This window comes from Kitasatospora sp. NPDC086009 (assembly GCF_044540385.1).
In the GTDB taxonomy this organism is placed as follows: Bacteria; Actinomycetota; Actinomycetes; order Streptomycetales; family Streptomycetaceae; genus Kitasatospora.
On the sequence record NZ_JBITSA010000010.1, the window covers coordinates 228,360 to 250,806 of the forward strand.

Here is a 22,447-nt window from a genome sequence, read left to right on the forward strand (position 1 = left end):
ACGGGGCGGCTACAGCGGGCCCGGGAGTGCCTGACACCCCGCCGGCGCCGGTCGGCAGAGCGCCGCCGCGCCGATCAGGCCCGCGTCGGTGCCGAGTTCGGCGCGGCGGACGTCGAGGCCCCGGACGTAGGGCAGCGCGGCGTACCGGTCGAGGTGGCGGGCGAGCGGGTCGAACAGCGGGGCGCCGGCGGCGGCGACCCCGCCGCCGATCACCACCCGGTCGAGGTCGACCAGGGCGGCGGTGGCGGCGATCCCGGCGGCCAGCGCCTGGGCGGCCCGGTCGAAGGAGGCGAGCGCGACCGGATCGCCGGCCAGCGCGTCGGCGGCGACGGCGCGTGCCGAGCGGTCCTCGCCCCCGTCCGACGGGCGCCAGCCCCGGGCCACGGCCCGCCGGGCGATCGCCGGACCGGAGGCGATCCCCTCCAGGCAGCCGCGCGAGCCGCAGGGGCACGGGTCGCCGTCCAGGTCGACGCTGATGTGACCGAGGTGGCCCGCGTTGCCGCTGGGGCCGGGCCGCACCGCGCCGTCCAGGACCAGCCCGGCGCCGACCCCGGTGGAGACCACCAGGCAGAGCGCGTTGGCGGCGTCGCGCGCGGCGCCGCGCCACTGCTCGGCGGCCGCCATCGCGACGCCGTCCCCGGCCAGCGCCACCGGGACGGCGGCCCCGGCCACGGCGGGGTGCGCGGCGACTTCGGCGACCAGCGGGAACGCCCGCCAACCGGGGATGTTGACCGGGCTGACGGTGCCGTGCCGGAGGTCCACCGGCCCGGCGCTGCCGATGCCGACGGCGGTCACCGCGGCCCAGCCGGGCGCGGTGGCGAGCCGGTCGAGCACCTGGTGCACCACGGCCAGCACGGCCGCGCCGGACTGCGCGGCGGGAGTGGGCAGTTGGAGTCGGTGGGAGAGCTCCCCGCGTTCGTCGACGAGCGCCCCGGCGATCTTCGTCCCGCCGATGTCGAGGGCGGCGAACAGCGGGTGGGCGGGCGGGGCGGCGGTCATCGCAGGGGCTCCAGAACCGGGGACGGGGCCCCCGCCCGGGCGGGCGGGGGCACAGGGGCAGGGTAGGTCCGGCCCGGGCGGCCCGCGGGACGCCCGGACGGACGGCGTCGGGCGGGCACCCGCCGGGCCGGACCGGGGCGTCAGCCCGCGGCGGCCGTCAGGCGCAGCGTGACCAGCTCGAACGGCCGCAGGGCCAGCTCGACGCCGTCGCCGCTCACCGTCACCGAGCCGCGGGTGCCGTCCCACGGCCGCTCCAGCAGGTCGCAGGGCACCGCCCCGGCCAGCGGGAACGAGGTCGTGAGCCGGCCCCGGGCGCGTCCGCCGTTGGCCTCGTAGACGCGGACGACCACGTCCCCGCTGCCGTCGTCGGCCAGCTTGACGGCGCTGACCACCAGGGCGTCCTCGTCCAGCTCCACCAGCGGCCGGACGGCGTCGGCGGTGCCGGTCACCCGCCGCTCGGGCAGGCTGATCAGGTAGCCCTCGCGGACGGCGTCGGCGATCCCGGCGCCCGGCACCAGGGCGTGCCGGAACCGGTGCAGGCCCTGGTCGGTCTGCGGGTCGGGGAAGCGCGGGGCGCGCAGCAGCGAGAACCGCACCGTGGTCGTGGTGCCGCCGTCCGCAGCGCGGACCGTGCGGGTGACGTCGTGGCCGTAGGTGGAGGCGGTGACCAGCGCGACGCCCCAGCCCGGCTCGTCCAGGTGGACGAAGCGGTGGTTGCAGGCCTCGAACTTGGCCGCCTCCCAGCTGGTGTTGGTGTGGGTGGGCCGGTAGAGGTGGCCGAACTGGGTCTCGGCGGCGTACCGCTCGGTGTGCACGTCCAGCGGGAAGGCCGCCTTGAGGAACTTCTCCGTCTCGTGCCAGTCCACCTCGGTGTCGATGTCCAGCCGCCGGGCGCCCGCGCGCAGGGTCAGCGTCTGGACCACCGTGGAGGAGCCGAAGGAGCGGGCCACCCGGACGGCGACCGCGTCCGGTGCGGCGAGCGACACGGTGAGCGCGTCCACCCCGGTCAGGTCGGTGACGGAGTTGCGGTAGAACTGGTCCACGTCCCAGGCGTCCCACATGTTCGGGAAGTCCGGGTGCAGCTGGAGCAGGTTGGCGCGTTCGCCGGGGGCCACCGTCTCGCGCCCGGTGGCGAGGTCCACCGCCGAGACGACCAGGCCCTCGGCGTCCACCGTGACGGACAGCAGGCCGTTCTCCAGCACGAACCCGCCGCCCGCCCGCGCGGTGACCGCGCAGCCGTCCGCGGGTGCCGCCGAGGCCGGCGCCGCGCCGCCGGCGGGCGCCGCCGAGCGGGTGTGCGGCGCGCCGTTGAACACCAGCTCGCGCCCGCCCGCCCGGTCCCCGGCCAGGGCCTGCTGGGCCCGCTCGATCAGCGCCTCCAGCTCCTCGCCGAGCGCCGCGTACGTCGCCTCGGCCTCCCGGTGGACCCAGGCGATCGACGAGCCGGGCAGGATGTCGTGGAACTGGTGCAGCAGCACCGTCTTCCAGATCCGGTCCAGCTCCTCGTACGGGTACGCCAGCCCGGTGCGCAGCGCGGCGGTGGCGCACCACAGCTCGGCCTCGCGCAGCAGGTTCTCGCTGCGGCGGTTGCCCTGCTTGGTCTTGGCCTGGCTGGTCAGGGTGGCCCGGTGCAGCTCCAGGTACAGCTCGCCGACCCAGACCGGCGGGTTCGGGTACTCGGCCTCGGCCTTCTCGAAGAACTCGGCCGGCCGCTCCCAGCGGACCGTGGCCGAACCCTCCAGGTCCCGCAGCCGGGCCGCCTTGGCGATCATCTCGCGGGTGGTGCCGCCGCCGCCGTCGCCCCAGCCGGTCGGGGCGATCGAGTGCCGGGCCACGCCCTTGTCCTTGAAGTTCCGTGCGGCGTGCGCGATCTCCTTGCCCTTCATGGAGCAGTTGTAGGTGTCCACGGGTGGGAAGTGGGTGAAGATCCGCGTCCCGTCGATGCCCTCCCAGAGGAAGGTGTGGTGCGGGAACTTGTTGACCTGGCTCCACGAGATCTTCTGGGTCAGCAGCCACTTGGAGCCCGCGTTGCGGATGATCTGCGGCAGCCCGCCGGTGAAGCCGAAGGTGTCCGGCAGCCACGCCTCCTGGTTCTCGACCCCGAACTCCTCCAGGAAGAACCGCTTGCCGTGGACGAACTGCCGCGCCATCGCCTCCGAACCGGGCATGTTGGTGTCGGACTCCACCCACATGCCGCCGGCCGGCACGAACCGGCCCTCGGCGACGGCCTTCTTGACCCGCGCGTAGACCTCGGGCCGGTGCTCCTTGATCCAGGCGTACTGCTGCGCCTGCGACATGGTGTAGACGAAGTCCGGCTCGTCCTCCAGCAGCGCCGTCATGTTGGCGGTGGTGCGGGCGACCTTGCGGACGGTCTCGCGCAGCGGCCAGAGCCAGGCCGAGTCGATGTGCGCGTGGCCGACCGCGCTGATCCGGTGCGCGGAGGGCACGGCCGGCGAGGCCAGCACGCCGGCCAGCTGCTCCCGGGCGGCGGCCGCGGTGCCGTTGACGTCCTGGAGGTCGATCGCGTCCAGGGACCGCTCGACGGCGCGCAGCACGTCCCAGCGGCGGGCGCCGTCGACCGGCAGCTCCTCCATCAGCTCGCCCAGCACCTCCAGGTCCATGACGAGCTGCCAGACCGTCTCGTCGAAGACCGCGAGGTCCATCCGGGCCAGCTTGTACTGCGGCCGGTCGCCGGCGGTGTCCTTGTCGCCGAGCTCGGTCGGCAGGAAGGGGTGGTAGTCGAGGATCACCGGGTTGGCGGCGGCCTCGACGTGCAGCAGCACCTGCTCGCCGCCGGCCGCGGGGGCGGCGATCCGCACCCACTGGTTCTGCGGGTTGAGGCCCTTCACCGGGCTGCCGTCCGGGCGGTAGACCAGGCCCTCGCACTGGAAGCCGGGCATGTTGGCGTCGAAGCCGAGGTCGATCAGCGCCTCGACGGTCCGCCCGGCCCACGCCTCGGGCACGGTACCCGCGACAGTGATCCAGCTGGTGCTCCACGGGGCGCCCCAGGCGTCGCCGACGGCGATCGGGGTGCGCGGCGCGGCGAGGCCCTCGGCGACCGGGACGGGCTCGCCGGGCGCGGTCCAGACCGTGACCTCCAGCGGGACGGACTCCGGGTAGAGCGCCGGTCGGATGCGCTCCTCCAGGACGCGCTTGAGGCGGGACTCGACCAGGCTGCGGTCATCGTGCATGTCAGCAGGCTCCGTTGCGTGACTGAGGGGTGGTGACGGGGAGTCGGGGTGCGGCTTTCGCGAGGTCCGGGCGGTGGTTCGTCAGCGTACGTCGTCCGGGTGGACGACCTCGGTGATGCCCCGGGCGGCCAGGTGGGCGCGGTCCTCGGCGCGCTCGGCGAGCACCGCGGTCGGCCGGGCGCCGGCCTCGGCGAGGCGCATGAACGCCTCGAAGACGGTGCCGCCCGGGCCGCAGACCGAGCGCTTGGGCGAGGTGACGTCGTCGCCGGTGGCGACCACCACGGCGGTGGTGCGCGGCCGGGGCGGCCGCCGGTCGGTGCGCAGGTCCGCGACGGCGGCGGCGAGCCGGGCGCCGGCCGGTTTGACCCGGCGGTCGGTGGTGAGCAGGCCGAGGCTGTACTCCAGCTCGGGGAAGTCGGCCAGCGAGCGGTCGACGTCGTGCGAGCACCACCAGGTGACGCCCCAGAGGTCCGGGCAGTCCAGCACGGCCGCCACCGTGTCGCCGGTGAACCGGGCGGCGTCCTCGGCGGTGATGTGCGGGGCCGGCGCGCCGACCTCCTGCAGCCAGACCGGGCGGTGCGGGTCGTCCGCCCAGGCCTTGGAGAGCTCGACCAGGTAGGCGGCGTGCTGGGCGGTGGCGGTGGAGTGCGCCCCGTAGCGCTGGGCGGTGCCGTTGAACACCCAGGAGTGCACGGCGGTGGCGGCGCCGAGCCGGGCCGAGTGCCAGGGGGTGAACGGGTGCTCGTCCAGGTACCAGGCGGCGTCGTAGGAGGCGTGCAGGTGGAGCCGGCCGGGCGCGCCCTGCTCGCAGGCGGCGAGCATCCGGCGCAGCCAGGCGTCGACCTGCCCGGGGGTGGCCCGGTCCGGGTCGGGGTGCGGGTCGCCGGAGAACTGGTTGACCTCGTTGCCGACCGTCATGCCGAGGAAGTTGGGCCGCTCGTGCAGGGCCGCGGCCAGGGTGCGCAGGTAGGCGGCCTGGCCGTCGATCACGTCCGGGTCGGTGAAGAGGTTGCGGCGGTGCCAGGTCTGCGTCCACGAGGGCTGGAAGTCGAAGCTCGACAGGTGGCCCTGGAGGCCGTCCACCGCGACGTCCAGGCCGCGCTCGCCGGCCGCGTCCACCAGCTCGGTCAGCTGCTCGACGGCGCGCGGGCGGATCAGCGTCCGGTTCGGCTGGAAGACGGGCCAGAGCGGGAAGACCCGGACGTGGTCCAGGCCGAGCGCGGCGATCGAGTCGAGGTCGGCGCGGACGGCGTCGAGGTCGAAGTCGAGCCAGTGGTGGAACCAGCCGGCGCTGGGCGTGTAGTTGACGCCGAAGCGCGGGGCGGCGGGGGCCTGGGTGCGGTCCCCGGCCCGGTCCTGGGCGCGGTCCTGCGGGCGGTCCTGAGCGGCGGTCATGCGCGGTGGGCTTCCTCGGTGGGTGCGGCCGTCGCGGGTACGGCGACGGGTCGGGCGGTTGGCGCGGCTACCCCTTGACGGCCCCCTCCTCGACGCCCTTGAAGAAGAAGCGCTGGCAGACGCCGAACACCACGACGATCGGCAGGAAGGCGATCATGGTGCCGGCCGCGATCAGCCGGGGGTTGGCGCTGAACGTGCCGTTGAGGTACTGGAGTCCGACGGTGAGCGTGTACTTCTGCGGGTCGTTGAGCACGATCAGCGGCCAGAGGAAGTCGTCCCAGGCGCCGATGAAGGTGAAGATGACGATCACGCTGAGCATGCCGCGCACGTTCGGCAGGCCGATGTGCCACAGGCGCTGCCAGACGGAGGCGCCGTCCACCAGGGCAGCCTGGTCGAGTTCGGGCGGGACGGCCGCGAAGGCCGTCCGCATCAGCAGCACGTTGAGCATGGCGATCGCGCCGGGCAGGGCGACGCCGGTCAGCGAGTCGGCCAGGCCGAGGCTGCGGACCGTCACGTACTGGGAGACGATGGTGACCTCGCCGGGCAGGACCAGCGTGGCGAGGAAGAGGCCGAAGACCAGGCGGGCGCCGCGGAAGCGCAGTTTGGCCAGGGCGTAGCCGGCCAGGGTGGTGCCGACCACGTTGCCGAAGATCGCGATCGCGGCCACGACCAGCGAGTTGGCCGCGTACGTCCAGACCGGGATGGTGTCGGCGACCTTGCCGTAGTTGGCGAAGGTGAGGTCCTGCGGGAAGAAGCTCGGGTGCTTGGTGTAGACGTCCTCGCCCGGCCCCTTGAGCGAGGTGGAGAGCTGCCAGAGGAACGGGCCGATCACCAGCAGCAGGACGACCAGCAGGAGCAGGTAGCGCAGCGCGGTCTGGGCGGGGGAGGGGGAGTTGAAGCTCCGGGCGCGCCGGGCGGCGGCGGGGCGGTCCGCGGGCTCGCGGGGAGCGGGGACCGGGGCCGTGGCGGGTGCCTGGGCGGGCCCGGTGGGGGTGGCGGGTCGGGTCACGGGGTCAGTCCGCCTTCCGGTTCAGGCGCGTCAGGAGCAGCATCGGGCCGAGGGTGATGACGAACAGCAGCAGGCTGAGCGCCGAGGCGTAGCCCAGGTGGCCGGTGAAGCCGCGGCTGTACATCTGGATCAGCATCACCACCGACATGTCCCGGCCGCCGGGGCCGCCGGTGCCGTTGGACAGCACGTACAGCTCGGAGAAGACGCGCAGTGAGGAGACCGAGATCAGGACCGAGATCAGCATCATGGTGGGGCGCACCCCGGGCAGGGTGACGTGCCAGAACCGGCGGAAGGCGCTCGCGCCGTCGACCGCGGCGGCCTCGTGCAGTTCGCGGCCGACGTTGGCCAGCGCCGACAGGTAGATCACCATGTAGTAGCCGAGGCCCTTCCAGGTGGTCAGGGCGATCGAGCTGAGCAGCAGCAGCCAGCGGTCGGTCAGGAACGCGACCGGGGAGTCGGCCAGCCCGGTCTGCTGGAGCAGGCCGTTGACCAGCCCGCGGTCGTCGAGCACCCAGCCCCAGATCAGCGCCACCACGACGGCGGAGGCGATCACCGGGGTGTAGAAGGCGGTGCGGAAGAAGGTGATGCCGGGCAGCTTGCGCTGCACCAGCAGGGCGAGCAGCAGCGGCAGGACGGTCAGCAGCGGGAGGCAGATCAGCAGGTAGACGATGCTGTTGAGCAGGGCGTCGGCCAACTGCTCGTCGCTGAAGATGCGTTCGTAGTTGGCGAGGCCGGTGAACCGGCCGCCGCCCAGGGGCTTGGCGTTGGTGAACGAGAGGATCACCGTGTTGATCGTCGGCCAGAGGTTGAAGACGACCAGCCAGATGATCGCGGGCCCGGCGAGCAGCCAGGGGGTGAACCAACGCCGGTGGGTCATACCGATGCCTTCCTGGGGCGGGGAGGGTGGGTCCCCGGGGGTGGTGCGGTGCGGGCCGGGGCCGTCGGGCCGGGGAGCCGCGGCGGGGGCTGCGGCCGGGGTGTCGCGGCCGGGTCCCGGCGGGCCGGGGGCGGTGCCGGCGGCCGGTGCGGGCGGTGCGGGCGGCCCCGGCGGGCGGCGGCTCCTGGGGGAGGACGCCGCCGCGCCACCGGTACGGGGTACTGCCGGGGGCTCGTCCGGGGGCCGGATCAGCCCTTGAGCAGCTGGTTGCAGCGCTCGACGGCGGTGTCCAGGGCCTGCTTCGAGGTCGCGTCGCCGCTGATCGCCAGGGCGATCTGCTGCTTGATGACGGTGCCCATCGCGTCGTCGACCTCGACCGGCTGGAGGATCTTCGCCTTGGCCAGCGAGGTGAACGCGACGACCTTGGCGTCACCGGCGTTGGTGCCGTCGCTCTTGCTGAAGAAGGGGTCGCCGGCGGATGCCTTGGTGGACGGGAAGATGCTGGTCAGGTGGGCGAACTTGGCCTGGTTCTCGGCGCTGGTGACCCAGCGGGCGAGGGCCACCGCGGCGGCCGGGTTCTTGCTGTTCCTCGGGACGGACAGGCCCTGGACGTAGAGCGGCGGCGTGCCCGTCGCGGGGGAGGAGACGATCTTCGGGGCGAGGGTCGGGTTGTCGGTCGCGACGCTGGTGATGAAGTTGGCGCCACCGGTGGTCCAGCCCGCGGTGCCGGCGTTGAAGAGCTTGGAGTTGCCGGCGTAGGTGTCGGTCAGGACGTCCTTGGGCAGCAGGCCCTCCTTGAACGCCGCGCGGTACTTGTCGAGCAGCGCGGCGGCCTCGGGGGTGTTGAAGGTGAAGGACTTGCCGTCGTCCGACATCACCTTGACACCGGCGTTGACCAGGTCGCCGAGTCCGGGCTTGCGGCTCATCAGATAGGTCGAGCCGTCCGACTTCTCCTTGAACACCCGGGCCTGGGCGATCAGTTCGTCCAGGGTGCCGGGAAGGGCCTTGGGATCCAGGCCGTTCTTCGTCAGCAGCTCGGAATTCCAGTAGTTCACATCGGTGTTGAGGTACCAGGGGTAGCCGTAGGTGCCGTCCATGCCACGGAAGCGGTAGGCGTCGACGCCGCCCGCGACGTACTCGTCGGCGAGCTTCGGGTCGGCCTTGGCGATGTCCAGCAGCTGGTTCTGCCTGGCCAGCGGGAGGGCGAAGTCCGGCGGGAGGTTGACCACGTCGGGGAGGCCGCCGGCCGCGGCCTGGCTGAGCACCTTGTCCGAGTAGCCGTCGCCGGGCTGGTCGAGCCAGTCGACCTCGACGCCCGGGTACTTCTGCTTGAAGCCGTCGATCACGCTCTGCATGTAATCGGTGAACTTCGGCTTGAGTGCCCAGGTCTGGAGCGAGACCTTGCCCTTGACGTCACCGGTGGCGGCCGCACTCGCCGCGGTGTCGTCGCTCTTGGTGTCGGAGCCGAGTCCGCAGCCGGTGAGCGTGGCGGTGGTGACCGCCGCCATCGTCAGTGCCGCCCAGATTCTTCGCATGAGGGTCTCCCGGTCCAGGGGGTGGGTGGGGGATTGTGCTGACGTACAGAACCTGACTTACTAAACCGGTCTAGCTGTTGCAGGGACTATGCTCCCGCCTAAACTTGGATGTCAAGAGAGGAGTCGGATTCTGTGGGCAGACCGACCATCGCCGACATCGCGCGCCAGGCCGGGGTCTCGAAGGGCGCGGTGTCCTTCGCGCTCAACGGGCGCCCCGGGGTGAGCGAGGCGACCAGGGCCCGGATCCTCCGGGTCGCCGAGGAGATGAACTGGCGGCCGCACAGCGCCGCCCGCGCCCTGGGCGGCGCCCGGGCCGACGCGGTCGGGCTGGTGATCGCCCGCCCCGCCCGCACCATCGGGGTCGAGCCGTTCTTCAGCCAACTGCTCTCCGGCCTCCAGGCGGTGCTCTCCGCCCACGCGGTCGCGCTGCACCTGATGGTGGTCGAGGACACCGCCGCCGAGATCGGCGTCTACCGGCGCTGGGCCTCCGAGCACCGGGTCGACGGCTTCATCGTGGTCGACCTCCAGGTGCGCGACCCGCGGCTGGAGGCGCTGGAGGAACTCGCCCTGCCCGCCGTGGTGCTGGGCGGCCCCGGCAAGGGCGGCGGGCCGCTGCGGATCTGGGCCGACGACCGGGAGGCGATGCTCTCGATCGTCGACTACCTGGCCGCGATCGGGCACCGCCGGATCGCCCACCTGGCCGGCCTGCCGCACTTCCAGCACACCCAGCGCCGGATCCGCGCCCTGCGCGACGCCTCCCGGCGGCTGGACCTGGAGGAGGCGGTCTCGGTGCCGACCGACTTCAGCGACGCCGAGGGCGCGGCCGCCACCCGGGCCCTGCTCTCCCGGCCCCGGCGGCCCACCGCGATCGTCTACGACAGCGACGTCATGGCGGTGGCCGGCCTGGGGGTGGCCGGCGAGATGGGCGTGGCGGTGCCCGGGGAGCTGTCGATCGTCTCCTTCGACGACTCGGTGCTCGCCCGGATCGTCCACCCGCCGCTGACCGCGCTCAGCCGGGACACCTTCGCGCTCGGCGAGCAGGTCGCGAGCAGCCTGCTCGCGGTGATCGACGGGACCGGCCCCGGCCGGGACCTGCAGATGCCCACGCCGCGCCTCACGGTCCGCGAGTCCACCTCACCGCCGGCCCCCGAATCACCCTCAGGGGTGGCTGTTGCCGCGGCCGTTGACAGTCGGTCTGAACCGGTTTAGCCTCGCAGCGCCGAGCCGGTCCGCTCGGCGCGCCACGGTGGGCGGGGAGTCGGGCGGCTCCCGGCCCCGGGCCGGGGCGGCGGGGGCGTCGTGCCCGTGCTGCCCCGTGTGCCCCCTGGGCGGGAGCCGGTGCGCGGCCGTTTCTGCCTTCCTCGTACCGCTGTTCCCCGTTCCGCTGTGCCTCGCACCGTCGGCCCCTCGGCCGTCCGGCACCGAGTGGGCCGGGGCCGGCCGGGCGGGGATTCCCCGCGATCGGCGCCACCGCACCCGCACCACCACGCCCACCCGGCACCACCGCACGTTCCTCGCACATGCACCCGGACCGCCCCTCGCGGGCGGCTCCGCCCCCACCCTCCTCCGCTCGATCGGAGCCACCGCATGTCACGACGTCTCCCCCTCCTGCTGAGCGCCGCCCTCGGGGCCGCCGTCCTCGGCGCCGCGCCCACCGCCCACGCGGATCCCGCTCCGGCACCGGCCACCCCGGCCGCCGCCGCGGCCGCCGGCACCCAGCCCTACGCCTCCTACTGGTACCCGAACACCATCCTGAACTGGGACCCGGCCACCGACCCGGACGCCCGCTTCAACCGGTCCCGCGTCCCGCTCCGGCCGCGCACCAGCGACCCGGTGCTCAAGGCCAACCCCAACGCCCGGGCCGGCGAGGGCAAGGTGGCCTCGCTGGTCTCCTTCGGCCCGACCTCCAACAACCCCTCCCAGGGCTCGGCCGACCCGAACTACTACGCCTTCGGCTACTGGCAGTACGTCGACAAGCTGGTGTTCTGGGGCGGCTCGGCCGGAGAGGGTCTGATCCTCGCCCCCAACCCGACCGTCATCGACGCCGCGCACCGCAACGGCGTCAAGGTCTACGGCACCGTCTTCTTCCCGCCCGCCGCCTACGGCGGCCAGCTCCAGTGGGTCCGCGACTTCGTCCAGAAGTCCGGCTCCCGCTACCCGGTCGCGGACAAGCTCACCCAGGCCGCCCAGTACTACGGCTTCGACGGCTGGTTCATCAACCAGGAGACCGGCGGCGGGGATTCGGCGTTGGCCGGCGAGGTGCGCAACCTCATGCAGTACACCAAGGCGCAGACCGGCACCGAGTACATGTGGTACGACGCGATGACCGAGTCCGGCTCGGTGTCCTGGCAGAACGCGCTGACCTCCGCCAACGACTCCTTCCTCCAGGACGGCGCCAAGCGGACCTCCGACTCGATGTTCCTGAACTTCAACTGGAGCTCCGGCGGGCTGGATTCGTCCCGCTCGCTGGCCCGGGGCCTCGGCCGCGACGAGTACGACCTCTACTCCGGGATCGACACCGAGTCCAACGGTTACAACACCGGCGTCGACTGGAACGCGCTCTTCCCGGCCGGCAAGGCGCACACCACCTCGCTCGGGCTCTACCGGCCCGAGTGGACGTGGAAGTCCGCCACCGACCGCGCCGACTTCTACGCCAAGGACTCCCGCTACTGGGTCGGCGCCAACAACGACCCGTCGAACACCGCCACTTCGTCGAGCTGGAAGGGCCTGTCGACCTACATAGCCGAGTCCTCGCCGATCACCGCGAAGCCCTTCGTCACCAACTTCTCCACCGGTCAGGGCGACTTCTACAACGCCGGTGGCGGCCGGGTCGCCACCGGCGGCTGGAACAACCTCTCGCTCCAGGACGTCCCGCCGACCTACCGCTGGCTGGTCGGTTCCAGCGGCACCAAGCTGACCCCGTCCGTCGACTTCACGGACGCCTACGAGGGCGGCTCCTCGCTGCGGCTCAGCGGCAAGCTGGACGCCACCAACACCGTGCGCCTCTACCAGAGCAGACTGCCGGTCGCGGCGGACAGCAAGCTCTCGCTGGTGCTCAAGACCCCGGCCGCCGGGGCGACCGGGCTGAAGGCCGCGATCTCCTTCACCGACGCACCGGGCACCTTCACCACCGTCGACGTCGGCGCGAACTCCGGTACCGGGTGGGAGCGGCACACCCTCGACCTCTCCGCCTACGCCGGCCGCACCATCGCCCAGATCGGCCTCCAGGTCGAAGGCTCGAACCCGGCCTATGACCTGAGGGTCGGTCAGCTCGCTGTCTACGACGGCGTGGTCGACGCGCCCACCGCGCCGAGCGGCCTCACCGTGCTCGGCGCCAGTGACGTGGTGGCCGGCTCCAGCCAGTCGCTGCGGCTCTCCTGGACGGCCTCGGCGAGCGGTTCGGTGCACCACTACGAGCTGTACCGGCGCAACGCCGACGGCAGCCGCAGCTACCTCGGCGCGACGCCGTCCGACGCCTACTTCGTCAACAAGCTGGAGCGGGCCGGGACGGAGAGCGCCACCACCGTCGAGGTGGAGGCGGTCTCCACCGAGTACGGCCGCTCCGCCGCCGCCACCACCACGGTCTCCTGGACGGGCACCCCGCCGGTCGGCGGCAACCTGGCACTGAACCGCCCGGCCACCGCCTCCGGCCAGTGCAACGGCAACGAGACCCCGGCCAAGGCCGTCAACGGCACCGTGAACGGTGGCAACGGCGACAAGTGGTGCACCACCACGTCGGCCAAGTGGCTGGAGGTGGACCTAGGTTCGGCCAAGCCGCTGAGCAGGTTCGTGGTGAAGCACGCCTCGGCCGGGGGTGAGAGCCCGGCGTACAACACCCGGGACTTCACCATCCAGGTGCGTGACTCCACGGCCGACGCGTGGAGCACCGTCGCCACCGTCACCGGCAACACCGCCGGGACCACCACCCACCCGGTGAGCACCACGGCCCGCTACGTCCGGCTCTCGGTGACCAAGCCCACCCAGGGCACCGACCCCGCCGCCCGGATCTACGAGTTCGAGGCCTGGGGCGCGTAGGGCTCCTCCGGTGATTCCCGCCGCGCGCTGATGCGACGGGAATCACCGGACAAGTCCCGGCCCCGGTTCCCGACCCGCTCCGTCTTCCGAAAGGACCCACCCCGTGCCGGTCACCATCACCGCCGTCGAGAGCACGGACCTCTTCACCGGCCCCGAGGACGCGCCGCGCCAGCTGCTGCGCGTGACCCTCGACGGCCCGCCCGCCCGGATCACCGTCACCGGCCCGGGCGTACGCGGCGAGGAGGCCGGCACGGGGCTGGTCGAAGTCCCCCTGGAGATCACCGGCGCCGAGCCCGGGGCCCGGATCCCGGTCCTGGTGACCGCGGCGACGGACGGCGTCACCGCGACCGCCGAGGCCGTCGTCGAGGCGGCCGAACCCGGCTGGACGATGTACCTGGTCTCGCACTTCCACTACGACCCGGTCTGGTGGAACACCCAGGCCGCCTACACCTCGCCCTGGGAGCTGCTCTCCGCCGACGCGACCACCCGGCCGCTCTGGGAGCGCAACGGCTTCGCGCTCGTCGACGCGCACCTGGACCTCGCGCTGCGTGACCCGGTCTACAGGTTCGTACTCGCCGAAGTCGACTACCTGAAGCCCTACTTCGACCAGCACCCGGAGCGCCGCGCGGCGCTGCGGCTGCTGCTGGAGCGCGGTCAGGTGGAACTGGTCGGCGGCACCTACAACGAGCCCAACACCAACCTCACCGGTGCCGAGACCACCATCCGCAACATCGTCTACGGCATCGGCTACCAGCGCGACATCCTCGGCGGCGACCCGCGGACCGCCTGGCAGCTGGACGTGTTCGGCCACGACCCGCAGTTCCCCGGTCACCTCGCGGCGGCCGGGCTCACCGGCAGCGCCTGGGCCCGCGGCCCGTTCCACCAGTGGGGCCCGATCCAGAAGAACTTCCGCGAGGCCAAGGACGACGCCCGGGTGATGCAGTTCCCGAGCGAGTTCGAGTGGATCGCGCCCTCCGGCGACGGCGTGCTCACCCACTACATGCCGCACCACTACTCGGCCGGCTGGTGGATGGACTCCTCCGCCGACCTCGCCACCGCCGAGCAGGCCGTCTACGAGCTGTACCGCAAGCTCAAGCCGGTCGGCGCGACGAAGAACCTGCTGCTGCCCGTCGGCACCGACTACACCCCGCCGAACAAGTGGGTCACCGAGATCCACCGCTCCTGGGCGCGCAAGTACCTCTGGCCGCGGTTCGTCTGCGCCACCCCGCGCGACTTCCTGGACGCCGTCCGCGCCGAGCTGGCCGCCACCGGCCGCCGGCCCAGCCCGCAGACCCGGGACATGAACCCGGTCTACACCGGCAAGGACGTCTCCTACATCGACACCAAGCAGGCCCAGCGGGCCGCCGAGGTCGCCGCCGTCGACGCCGAGAAGCTCGCCACCCTGGCCACCGTGCAGGGGCTGGGCCGCTACCCGGGGGCCGCGCTGGACAAGGTCTGGCGCCACCTCGCCTACGGCGCCCACCACGACGCGATCACCGGCTCGGAGTCCGACCAGGTCTACCTCGACCTGCTCGGCGGCTGGCGCGAGGCGTACGACCTTGCCGCCGACGTCCGGGACCGGTCGCTGGACGCGCTCACCGGCCGGATCGACACCGCCGGCATCGGTTTGGCCGTCGTCGTCACCAACACCCTCTCCTTCGACCGCACCGACCTGGTCGCCGTCCGGCTGCCGCGGGGGCGCTCCCGGGCCGTCCTCGTCCTGGACGACACCGGCGCCGTGGTACCCAGCGCCGTGGACCGGGGCACCCTGCGCTTCCTGGCCGCCGGGGTGCCCGCCCTGGGCTGGCGCACCTGGCGGCTGGTCCCCTCCGCCGACGGGGTCGAGGACACCGCCTGGTCGCGCGCCGAGGGCCACACCGTCGCCAACGCCCGCTACCGGGTGACCGCCGACCCGGCCCGGGGCGGTGGACTGACGTCTATTCAGGATCTCTTGCACGAGAGGGAGTTGATCCAGAACGGTCGGATCGGCAACGAGCTGCGGGTGTACGAGGAGTACCCGCAGCACCCCGACTTCGGCGAGGGCCCGTGGCACCTCGTCCCCAAGGGGCCCGTCCTCGGCTCCGGCGGGCAGCCGGCGAGCGTGCGCCGCGAGACCGGCCCGCTCGGTGAGCGGCTGGTGATCGCCGGCACCGTGGACGGCGTCCGGTACGAGCAGACCGTCACGCTCTGGCGGGGCGTCGACCGGGTCGACTGCCGGACCAGGGTGGTCGACTTCTCCGGCGCCGACCGCCTGCTGCGGCTGCGCTTCCCGGTCGACCTGCCCGGCGCGCTGCCGGTCAGCGAGGTCGCCGACGCGGTGGTCGGGCGCGGTTTCGCGCTGCCCGACGTGGACTCCGCCGAGGCGCCCTGGACCCTGGACAACCCGGCCAACACCTGGTTCGGCCTGGGCTCCACCGCCCGGGTCGCCCTCACCGACCCGGCCGGCGCGCCGCGCGGCGAACGCGCCCTCGGCGTCGCCGAGGTGATCACTCCCGGCCTCGACTCCGCCGCCGACGCCCGCGACCTGGTGGTCGCGCTCGCCCGGATCGGCGTCACCGCCACCACCTCCGGCGCCGACTGGGCCCGCTACGGCTGGCTGGACGTCGACTCCAACCTGCCGGACTTCCGGATCGTCCTCGGAGGTCCGGAGGTCAATGCCGCCGCCCGGGAGCTGATCGAGCGGGCGGGCGAGGAGTACGCCACCGTGCTCAAGACGCACGGCGCCGTCTGGGTGCCCGCGCTGACTCCGCTGGCCGAGGTCTGGCAGCCCGGCGCCGACCTGCGCGACCTGCGGGCGCTGCCCGCCCTGGTGGTGACCGACCCGGCCGCGCTGGTCCACGACCTCGCCGACGCCCGGATCACCGCCGTCTGCCCCGGAACGCTCCACCCGGCGGAGCGGCTCACCGACCACAGCGTCGGACTGCTGAGCTTCGGCCTGCCCGGTTTCGCGGTCGACGCCACCGGCGCGCTGCACCTCTCGCTGATGCGCTCCTGCACCGGCTGGCCCTCCGGCGTCTGGATCGACCCGCCCCGGCGCACCCTGCCCGACGGCGCGTCCTTCCAACTCCAGCACTGGACGCATGAGTTCAGCTACGCGCTGGTCGGCGGCGCGGGGGACTGGCGGGCCCAGGCGCTGCCCGCCCAGGGGCAGGAGTTCAACCACCCGCTGTACGCCCGGATCGCCCCCGCGCGGAAGGGGCCGCTGCCCGCCACCCTCTCCTGGCTGCGGGTCGAACCCGCCCGGGAGGTGCTGCTGGGCACCCTCAAGCCGACCGGCAACCCGATCGCGCACGGCTCGGCCGCCGCCCCGGGCGACGGCCGCCTCACCGTCCGGCTGGTCGAGTCCACCGGCCTGGGCCGCACCGCCACCCTCGGCGGCGCCCTCGGGCTGACCGACCCGCACCGCGCCGACCTGCTGGAACGGCCGCTGGACTCCGTCGACGGGGCCCTGGACCTCGCCGGTTCGCAGATCGCCACCGTGCTGGCCCGGCCGAGCGTGGCCGCCGACCCGGCCGGCCCGGTGCTCGGCGCGGTCGCCGAGGTCGCCCAGCCGGTCCACGCCCGCTACTGGCTGCACAACCGGGGCCCGGCGCCGCTCGGTTACCTCCCGGTGTCGGTCGGCGTCTCGCCCGGCCTGCTGCGGACGGCCGGGCCGGGTGAGCCGGTCGAGCTCTCCGTCGCCCTCTCCTCCCAGCTGCGGGACGCCGCGGTGGAGGGCGCCGCGCTGATCCTGCCCCCCGAGGGCTGGACGGCGAGCCTCGGCGCCCGCCCCTACCGCCTGGAGCCGGGTGGACACCTGCGCTTCCCGGTCACGATCACCCCGCCGGCGGCGGCCGAACCCGGGTTGTACTTCGCCGCCGTCCGGATCACGCACGAGGACCAGCGGATCGAGGACGTCGTCACCCTCGCCGTCGGGGAGCTCCCCGGCCTGCTGCCCGCCCCCGGGGAGACGCCCGAGGACTGGACCGCCGCCCAGGGCACCGAGTCCATGGACGGCCGCGACACCGGTCTCACCGTGACGGTGGCCGAGGAGCGGCTGCGGCTGACCCCCGGCGGCCGGGCCACCCTCGCCGTCCGGCTCGCCAACCGGACCCGCGGCGAGATCCGGGGCGAACTCCAGCTGGTCTCACCCTGGGGGACGTGGGAGGCGGTCGGCGCCCCCGTCCGCGGCTTCACCCTCGCCGCCGGCGCCACCGAGACCACCGCCTTCGAGCTCGCGGCTCCCGAGGACGCCGAGCCGGGTGCCTCCTGGGCGCTGGCCAAGGTGATGTGGTTCGGCCGCTGCCAGTACTCCCCGGCCGTCGCCCTGGTGGTGGAGCCGTGACCGCCGGGGCCCCGGTGGCCGGCGCCCTCGGTCTGCTCGACGGCCGCCCGCTGCCGCGCACCGAACTCGACCGCCGCCTCGCCGCCCTGCGGTCCGGCCCGCGCTCCGCCGCCCTGCCGCGGCCCGGCAGCTCCGAGGACCGCCAACTCGCCCGCTGGGTCGCCCAGGTGGTGCTGACGGAGGAGCTGTGCTCCACCGTGTGCACCGAGCGCGGGCTGCCGCTCGGCACCGGCACCCCCGCCCGGCTCGACCAGGAGGCCGCCGTCGAACTCGGCTCGATCACGGCCGCCGCGTACGAGGGCAGCGCGGCCGTCCGGGCGGTCTTCGAGGCCGTCACGGCGGACGTCCGGCCCCGGGCGGACGAGGTGGCCCACTACCGGGCGATGACCGCCGACCGCCCCGCTCCCGCCCTCTGGCGGCTCGGCTTCCCCGACGGCGGCGGCTGCGAGGCCGACCCGGCGACCCTCCCGCTCGCCCTCGCCGACGCCCTCCGCGCCGCCGGGCCGGGCGCCTGGGTCACGGCGGGCGGGTGGACGGCGGCCCTGCTCGCCGTCCACCCGCCGGGGGAGGCGGGCGGCGACCCGGCCCCCGCCGTCCGGGCCGCCGCCCGCCGCGCCGCCTTCGTCCGCTGGCTCGACCGCACCCGCGCCGCCCGGCTCACCCTGCTGCCCGGCCTCGAACACCCCGGCGATCCGGCCCAGCCCGACAACCACCACCGGCACTGACGCGGGACCGCGCCGTCAGGGCAGCAGCGAGACCTGGTAGTGGGCGATGGACCAGCTGTCGCCCGCCCTGCTCAGCAGGACCCCGAGGTTCACGGTCAGCGTCGGCCGGTCGACGAAGGCGAAGTCGACGGCGAGGTAGCCGAGCAGGAGGCCGTCGGTGAGCCGCCTGGTCTCCAGGACGCGGTAGTCGGCCGTCATCCCGGGCGGCTGGGCGGCGTAGTAGGCGGCGACGCCCGGCCGCCCGACGCTGTACGGGTGCAGGCCCTGGAAGACCGCGTCCTCGGTGAAGCAGGCCGCGACCGCCTCGGGCCGATGGGCGTCGACGGCCGCCTTCCAGCGGTCCAGCACGCCCCGCAGCACGGCGGTGTCGCTCATCGGACGCCCTCCGCCCCGGGGTCGCTCGGGTGCGGCGACAGCGGCGTGACGCGGTCGCGCCGCCAGACCCGCAGCGGCATCGAGGCCAGGAGCCGCTCCAGCCGCTCCGCGTCGGGCGCGCTGAACAGCCCCCAGGTGCGCCACTCGCCGGCCGAGAGCGGCGGCCGCCAGAGCCGCAGCAGGCTCCCCTGCGCGGCCAGCTCCCCGGCCCGGACGGCCTCCCGGGCCCGCATCCGCGCCACCTCCTCCTCGCTCGTCCCGTCGGGGACGGTGGTCACCATGTCGACCAGGAACTCCATCGGGAATCGGGATCCTCTCGCTCACCCCTCCGCCGTCGCTCGGCTGCTCGGAGTATCGGCGACCACCCCGACCGCACCCGGCACCGCCACGCGGGTCGGCGGCCGGGCCGCCCGCGCGGTGGGCGAGTGCCGGTCGGTGAGGGGTGACGCGGCGCCCCGGAGCGGGCCGGGGCGCCCCAGCTGGGCCGCAGGCGCGCAGCGAGCCGGGGACGGGTGGCGGCAGTATGGTCGGTTCAGGGTGATTTGTCTGACCCCGTGACCGGGCCCGAGGCACTCGGGTGGGTCAGGGGGAGGAGGTGGGACCCATGCCGCACTCCTCCGACGGCCCGGCCCCGGGCGTGGCGCCAGTGGCGACCGGCTCGGGTGCGGGCGAGAAGGGGCTGAAGACCGGTGCGCTCGGTCTGGTCTCCTCGGTCGCCATCGGGCTGGCCTCCACCGCGCCCGCGTACAGCCTCGCCGCGACGCTCGGCATCATCGTGGTGGGGGTGGGGTTCCAGGCGCCGATCGTCACCATCCTGGCGTTCATCCCGATGCTGATGATCGCGTACGCGTACAAGGAGCTGAACGCCTCCGATCCGGACTGCGGCACCACCTTCACCTGGGCCGCCCGGGCGTTCGGGCCGCGCACCGGCTGGATGGGCGGCTGGGGGATCATCGTCGCCGACATCATCGTGATGGCGAACCTGGCGCAGATCGCGGGCGTGTACGGGTTCCGGCTGGTGGGGCTGGACTCGCTCGCCGACAGCACGGTCTGGACGTCGATCGCCGGCGTGGTCTGGATCGTCGTGATGACGGCGATCTGCTACGTCGGGATCGAGATCTCCGCCGCCCTGCAGCGCTGGCTGCTGTCGATCGAGGTGGTGATGCTGGTCGTGCTGTCGGTCACCGCCCTGGTCAAGGCCTACGGCAGCGGTGCGCCCGCCACGGCGGCCCACGTCAGCGCCTCCTGGTTCAACCCCTTGGACATCCCCTCGGCCGGTGCCTTCACGGCCGGGATGCTCGCCGCGGTGTTCATCTACTGGGGCTGGGACACCGCCGTCTCGGTCAACGAGGAGACCGCCGACGCGAAGCGCACCCCGGGGCGGGCGGCCGTCATCTCCACCGTGCTGCTGCTGGTGATCTACACCCTGGTGTCCACCTCGGCGCTGTCGTTCGCGGGGATCGGCACCGAGGGCATCGGACTGGGCAACGAGGAGAACTCCGGGGACGTGCTGTCCGGCCTCGGTGACGCGGTGTTCGGTACGGCGGGCTTCGGCGGGTTCCTCAGCAAGCTGCTGATCTTCATGGTGCTGACCTCGGCGGCGGCCTCCACCCAGACCACCATCCTGCCCACCGCCCGGACCGCCTTCTCGATGGCCGCGCACAGGGCCGTGCCCGCCGCGTTCGGCCGGGTGCACCCCCGCCACCGCACCCCGACCTGGTCGACCGTCGGCATGGGCCTGGCGTCGATCGCCTTCTACGTCCTGCTGACCGCGATCAGCGGCAACGTCCTGGCCGACTCGATCGCCTCGGTGGGGCTCGGCATCGCCTTCTACTACGGCCTGACCGGCTTCGCCTGCGTCTGGTACTACCGGCGGGTGCTGACCAGGAGCGTCAAGGACTTCGTCTTCAAGGGGCTCGTCCCGCTGCTGGGCGGCGTGGTGCTGCTGTACTTCTTCTGCTACGCCGCGTTCGACGTCTACGCGGCCGCCGACTACGGGGCGACCTCGATCGATCTGCCGCTGATCGGCGAGACCGGCGGGGTGACCGTGATCGGCATCGGCGCCCTGCTGCTGGGCGGTGTGCTGATGCTGGTCCAGTGGGCCGTGCAGGGCTCCTGGTTCCGCCATCCGGACGTGCCGGTGAGCGCCGCCGACCCGGTCGACGCGCCGTAGCCTCCCCGGGGCGCGGCCGGCTCGCGGGCGACCCAGGAATGAAGCGGGGCCGGCGGGGCAGGCGGAGGGCGCCCCGGTCGACCGGCCGGGAGCCCGGCCCACAGGGAGGTTGTTCCCCATGACGCTGATCTGGGCGCTCGTCGTCGGACTCGTCGTCGGTCTGCTCGCCAAGCTGGTACTGCCGGGCCGTCAGCCCGTTCCGCTCTGGCTGACGGTACTGCTGGGGCTGGTGGGCGCACTGCTCGGCAATCTGCTCGCCTCGGCGGTCGGCGTGCGGCACACGGACGGGGTCGACTGGATACGCCACCTGCTCCAGGTGGCCGCGGCCGCCGTGCTGATCTCCGCCGTCACCCCGGCCTACCTGGGACGGCGCCACTGACGCGGCCGACGGGGCGGTGCGGGGGCAGGGGCGCACCCGAGGGGCGCGGACCGATTCGGCCCGCGCTCCTCGGGTGTCGGCGTCAGCGCCCCCGGTGGGCGGTGATCAGGTCGGCGTAGCGCCGGCCGCTGGTCTTGACCGTCCGCCGCTGGGTCGCGTAGTCGACGTGGACGAGGCCGAAGCGCTTGTCGTAGCCGTACGCCCACTCGAAGTTGTCCAGCAGCGACCAGGCGAAGTACCCGGCCAGCGGGGCACCCTGGGCGGTGGCCCGGGCGCAGGCGGCCAGGTGCTGCTCCAGGTAGGCGGTGCGCTCCGGGTCGTGGACGCTGCCGTCGGGGCCGACGGTGTCGCGGTAGGCGGAACCGTTCTCGGTGACGTAGATCCGCCGCGCGCCGTACTCGCGGGTGAGGCGCAGCAGCAGCTCCTCCAGCCCGGGGGCGTGCACCTCCCACGGCATCGCGGTCCGCTCGGGGCCGGGGCCGGGCAGCTGGCGGAAGTGCGGGGCGGGGCCGCTCGGGTCGTCGGCGACGATCTGGCGGAAGTAGTAGTTCAGGCCGATCCACTCCAGCGGGGCCCCGATGAGGTCGAGGTCGCCGTCGCGCACCGGCAGGTCGACGCCGTAGGCCCGCACCATGTCCTCCGGGTAGCCGCGGCCGAGGACCGGGTCCAGCCACCAGCGGTTGATGTGGCCGTCGGCGCGGACGGCGGCGGCCCGGTCGGCCTCGGAGTCGGTGGCGGCGGTCACCGGGCTGAGGTTGTTGACGATGCCGATCCGGGCCCCGGCGACGTTCTCGCGCAGCACCTGGACGGCCAGGCCGTGGGCGAGGTGCAGGTGGTAGGAGGCCCGGACGGCCGCGGTGAGGTCGGTCAGGCCGGGGGCCATCGCCCCGTCCAGGTGGCCGATCCAGGCGGAGCAGAGCGGTTCGTTGAGGGTCGCCCAGTCGGTCACCCGGTCGCCGAGCCGGGCCGCCACCGCGGCGGTGTACTCGGCGAAGCGCTCGGCGGTCTCCCGGACGGGCCAGCCGCCGCGGTCCTGCTGGGCCTGCGGGAGGTCCCAGTGGTAGAGCGTCGGGAAGGGCGTGATGCCGGCGGCCAGCAGGGCGTCCACGAGGCGGTCGTAGAAGTCCAGACCGGCGGTGTTGACCTTGTCGTCGGCGAGCGGCACCACCCGGGGCCAGGCGATCGAGAATCGGTAGGCGTCGAGGCCGAGCCGCTTCATCAGCGCGACGTCCTCGGGCCAGCGCCGGTAGTGGTCGCAGGCGGTGTCGCCGGTGTCGCCCCCGGCGACCTTGCCGGGGGTGTGCGAGAAGGTGTCCCAGATGGACGGTGCGCGGCCGTCGGCGTCCACCGCCCCCTCGATCTGGTAGGCGGCGGTGGCCGCGCCCCAGAGGAAGTCGTCGGGGAGGGCGCTGAGGTCGTTCACGGCGAGC

Annotated in this window: 15 protein-coding genes; 6 read left to right on the forward strand and 9 right to left on the reverse strand. The window is 73.7% G+C overall.

The window, feature by feature from the left end; genetic code table 11:
• Window positions 1-9: 9 nt before the first annotated feature.
• The 6 genes from ACIF6L_RS24055 to ACIF6L_RS24080 all read right to left on the reverse strand — a co-directional run bounded on the left by ACIF6L_RS24055 (window position 10) and on the right by ACIF6L_RS24080 (window position 9,006).
• On the reverse strand, window positions 10-999 hold the full coding sequence (locus ACIF6L_RS24055) for an ROK family protein (protein ID WP_396486602.1): 990 nt from the start codon (window positions 997-999) through the stop codon (window positions 10-12).
• Between the two features lie 140 nt (window positions 1,000-1,139).
• Window positions 1,140-4,190, reverse strand: a complete 3,051-nt coding sequence (locus ACIF6L_RS24060) for a glycoside hydrolase family 38 C-terminal domain-containing protein (protein WP_329486392.1) — start codon at window positions 4,188-4,190, stop codon at window positions 1,140-1,142.
• Window positions 4,191-4,271: 81 nt separating this feature from the next.
• A complete protein-coding gene (locus ACIF6L_RS24065; protein ID WP_396486601.1) occupies window positions 4,272-5,585 on the reverse strand; it encodes a glycosyl hydrolase in 1,314 nt (437 codons plus the stop codon).
• Between the two features lie 67 nt (window positions 5,586-5,652).
• Window positions 5,653-6,594 carry a carbohydrate ABC transporter permease gene (locus ACIF6L_RS24070; protein WP_329486390.1) on the reverse strand — a complete coding sequence of 314 codons (942 nt, stop codon included), beginning with the start codon at window positions 6,592-6,594 and terminating at the stop codon, window positions 5,653-5,655.
• Window positions 6,595-6,598: 4 nt separating this feature from the next.
• Window positions 6,599-7,471 carry a sugar ABC transporter permease gene (locus tag ACIF6L_RS24075; protein WP_359803926.1) on the reverse strand — a complete coding sequence of 291 codons (873 nt, stop codon included), beginning with the start codon at window positions 7,469-7,471 and terminating at the stop codon, window positions 6,599-6,601.
• Window positions 7,472-7,719: 248 nt separating this feature from the next.
• Window positions 7,720-9,006: a sugar ABC transporter substrate-binding protein gene (locus tag ACIF6L_RS24080; RefSeq protein WP_352295524.1), complete on the reverse strand. Its 1,287-nt coding sequence runs from the start codon at window positions 9,004-9,006 to the stop codon at window positions 7,720-7,722.
• 132 nt (window positions 9,007-9,138) lie between these two features.
• Here ACIF6L_RS24080 and ACIF6L_RS24085 point away from each other — a divergent pair, with 132 nt between their 5' ends.
• From ACIF6L_RS24085 to ACIF6L_RS24100, 4 genes are all read left to right on the forward strand, one after another.
• Window positions 9,139-10,215, forward strand: a complete 1,077-nt coding sequence (locus ACIF6L_RS24085) for a LacI family DNA-binding transcriptional regulator (RefSeq protein ID WP_396486600.1) — start codon at window positions 9,139-9,141, stop codon at window positions 10,213-10,215.
• Between the two features lie 378 nt (window positions 10,216-10,593).
• Window positions 10,594-13,041, forward strand: coding sequence for a discoidin domain-containing protein (locus tag ACIF6L_RS24090; protein WP_396486599.1), 2,448 nt, complete (start codon window positions 10,594-10,596; stop codon window positions 13,039-13,041).
• A 103-nt stretch (window positions 13,042-13,144) separates the two neighbouring features.
• A complete protein-coding gene (locus ACIF6L_RS24095) occupies window positions 13,145-17,365 on the forward strand; it encodes an NEW3 domain-containing protein (protein WP_396486598.1) in 4,221 nt (1,406 codons plus the stop codon).
• Window positions 17,362-18,090 (forward strand): hypothetical protein, encoded by a 729-nt coding sequence (locus tag ACIF6L_RS24100; protein ID WP_396486597.1) that lies wholly within the window; start codon window positions 17,362-17,364, stop codon window positions 18,088-18,090. Before ACIF6L_RS24095 ends, ACIF6L_RS24100 begins: the two co-directional genes overlap by 4 nt.
• A 15-nt stretch (window positions 18,091-18,105) precedes the next feature.
• Here ACIF6L_RS24100 and ACIF6L_RS24105 read toward each other — a convergent pair whose 3' ends face one another.
• A complete protein-coding gene (locus tag ACIF6L_RS24105) occupies window positions 18,106-18,465 on the reverse strand; it encodes an SgcJ/EcaC family oxidoreductase (protein ID WP_359803931.1) in 360 nt (119 codons plus the stop codon).
• The gene (locus ACIF6L_RS24110) at window positions 18,462-18,764 is read right to left on the reverse strand and encodes a muconolactone Delta-isomerase family protein (RefSeq protein WP_329486382.1); all 303 of its coding nucleotides are present in this window, start codon (window positions 18,762-18,764) and stop codon (window positions 18,462-18,464) included. Before ACIF6L_RS24110 ends, ACIF6L_RS24105 begins: the two co-directional genes overlap by 4 nt.
• A 305-nt stretch (window positions 18,765-19,069) precedes the next feature.
• Between ACIF6L_RS24110 and ACIF6L_RS24115 the strand changes: the two genes are divergently transcribed.
• A complete protein-coding gene (locus ACIF6L_RS24115; protein WP_396486596.1) occupies window positions 19,070-20,638 on the forward strand; it encodes an APC family permease in 1,569 nt (522 codons plus the stop codon).
• A 118-nt stretch (window positions 20,639-20,756) separates the two neighbouring features.
• Entirely contained in the window at window positions 20,757-21,017 is a 261-nt protein-coding gene (locus ACIF6L_RS24120) for a GlsB/YeaQ/YmgE family stress response membrane protein (RefSeq protein WP_329486380.1), read from the forward strand.
• Window positions 21,018-21,099: 82 nt separating this feature from the next.
• Here ACIF6L_RS24120 and ACIF6L_RS24125 read toward each other — a convergent pair whose 3' ends face one another.
• The gene (locus ACIF6L_RS24125; RefSeq protein ID WP_396486750.1) at window positions 21,100-22,440 is read right to left on the reverse strand and encodes a GH1 family beta-glucosidase; all 1,341 of its coding nucleotides are present in this window, start codon (window positions 22,438-22,440) and stop codon (window positions 21,100-21,102) included.
• Window positions 22,441-22,447 lie beyond the last annotated feature (7 nt).

What these genes read in the sequence shown, in the direction of transcription:
- ACIF6L_RS24055 (WP_396486602.1), bottom strand. Translation starts at nt 999, where the DNA reads ATGACCGCCGCCCCGCCCGCCCACCCGCTGTTCGCCGCCCTCGACATC.
- ACIF6L_RS24060 (WP_329486392.1), bottom strand. Translation starts at nt 4,190, where the DNA reads ATGCACGATGACCGCAGCCTGGTCGAGTCCCGCCTCAAGCGCGTCCTG.
- ACIF6L_RS24065 (WP_396486601.1), bottom strand. Translation starts at nt 5,585, where the DNA reads ATGACCGCCGCTCAGGACCGCCCGCAGGACCGCGCCCAGGACCGGGCC.
- ACIF6L_RS24075 (WP_359803926.1), bottom strand. Translation starts at nt 7,471, where the DNA reads ATGACCCACCGGCGTTGGTTCACCCCCTGGCTGCTCGCCGGGCCCGCG.
- ACIF6L_RS24080 (WP_352295524.1), bottom strand. Translation starts at nt 9,006, where the DNA reads ATGCGAAGAATCTGGGCGGCACTGACGATGGCGGCGGTCACCACCGCC.
- ACIF6L_RS24090 (WP_396486599.1), top strand. Translation starts at nt 10,594, where the DNA reads ATGTCACGACGTCTCCCCCTCCTGCTGAGCGCCGCCCTCGGGGCCGCC.
- ACIF6L_RS24105 (WP_359803931.1), bottom strand. Translation starts at nt 18,465, where the DNA reads ATGAGCGACACCGCCGTGCTGCGGGGCGTGCTGGACCGCTGGAAGGCG.
- ACIF6L_RS24110 (WP_329486382.1), bottom strand. Translation starts at nt 18,764, where the DNA reads ATGGAGTTCCTGGTCGACATGGTGACCACCGTCCCCGACGGGACGAGC.
- ACIF6L_RS24115 (WP_396486596.1), top strand. Translation starts at nt 19,070, where the DNA reads ATGCCGCACTCCTCCGACGGCCCGGCCCCGGGCGTGGCGCCAGTGGCG.
- ACIF6L_RS24120 (WP_329486380.1), top strand. Translation starts at nt 20,757, where the DNA reads ATGACGCTGATCTGGGCGCTCGTCGTCGGACTCGTCGTCGGTCTGCTC.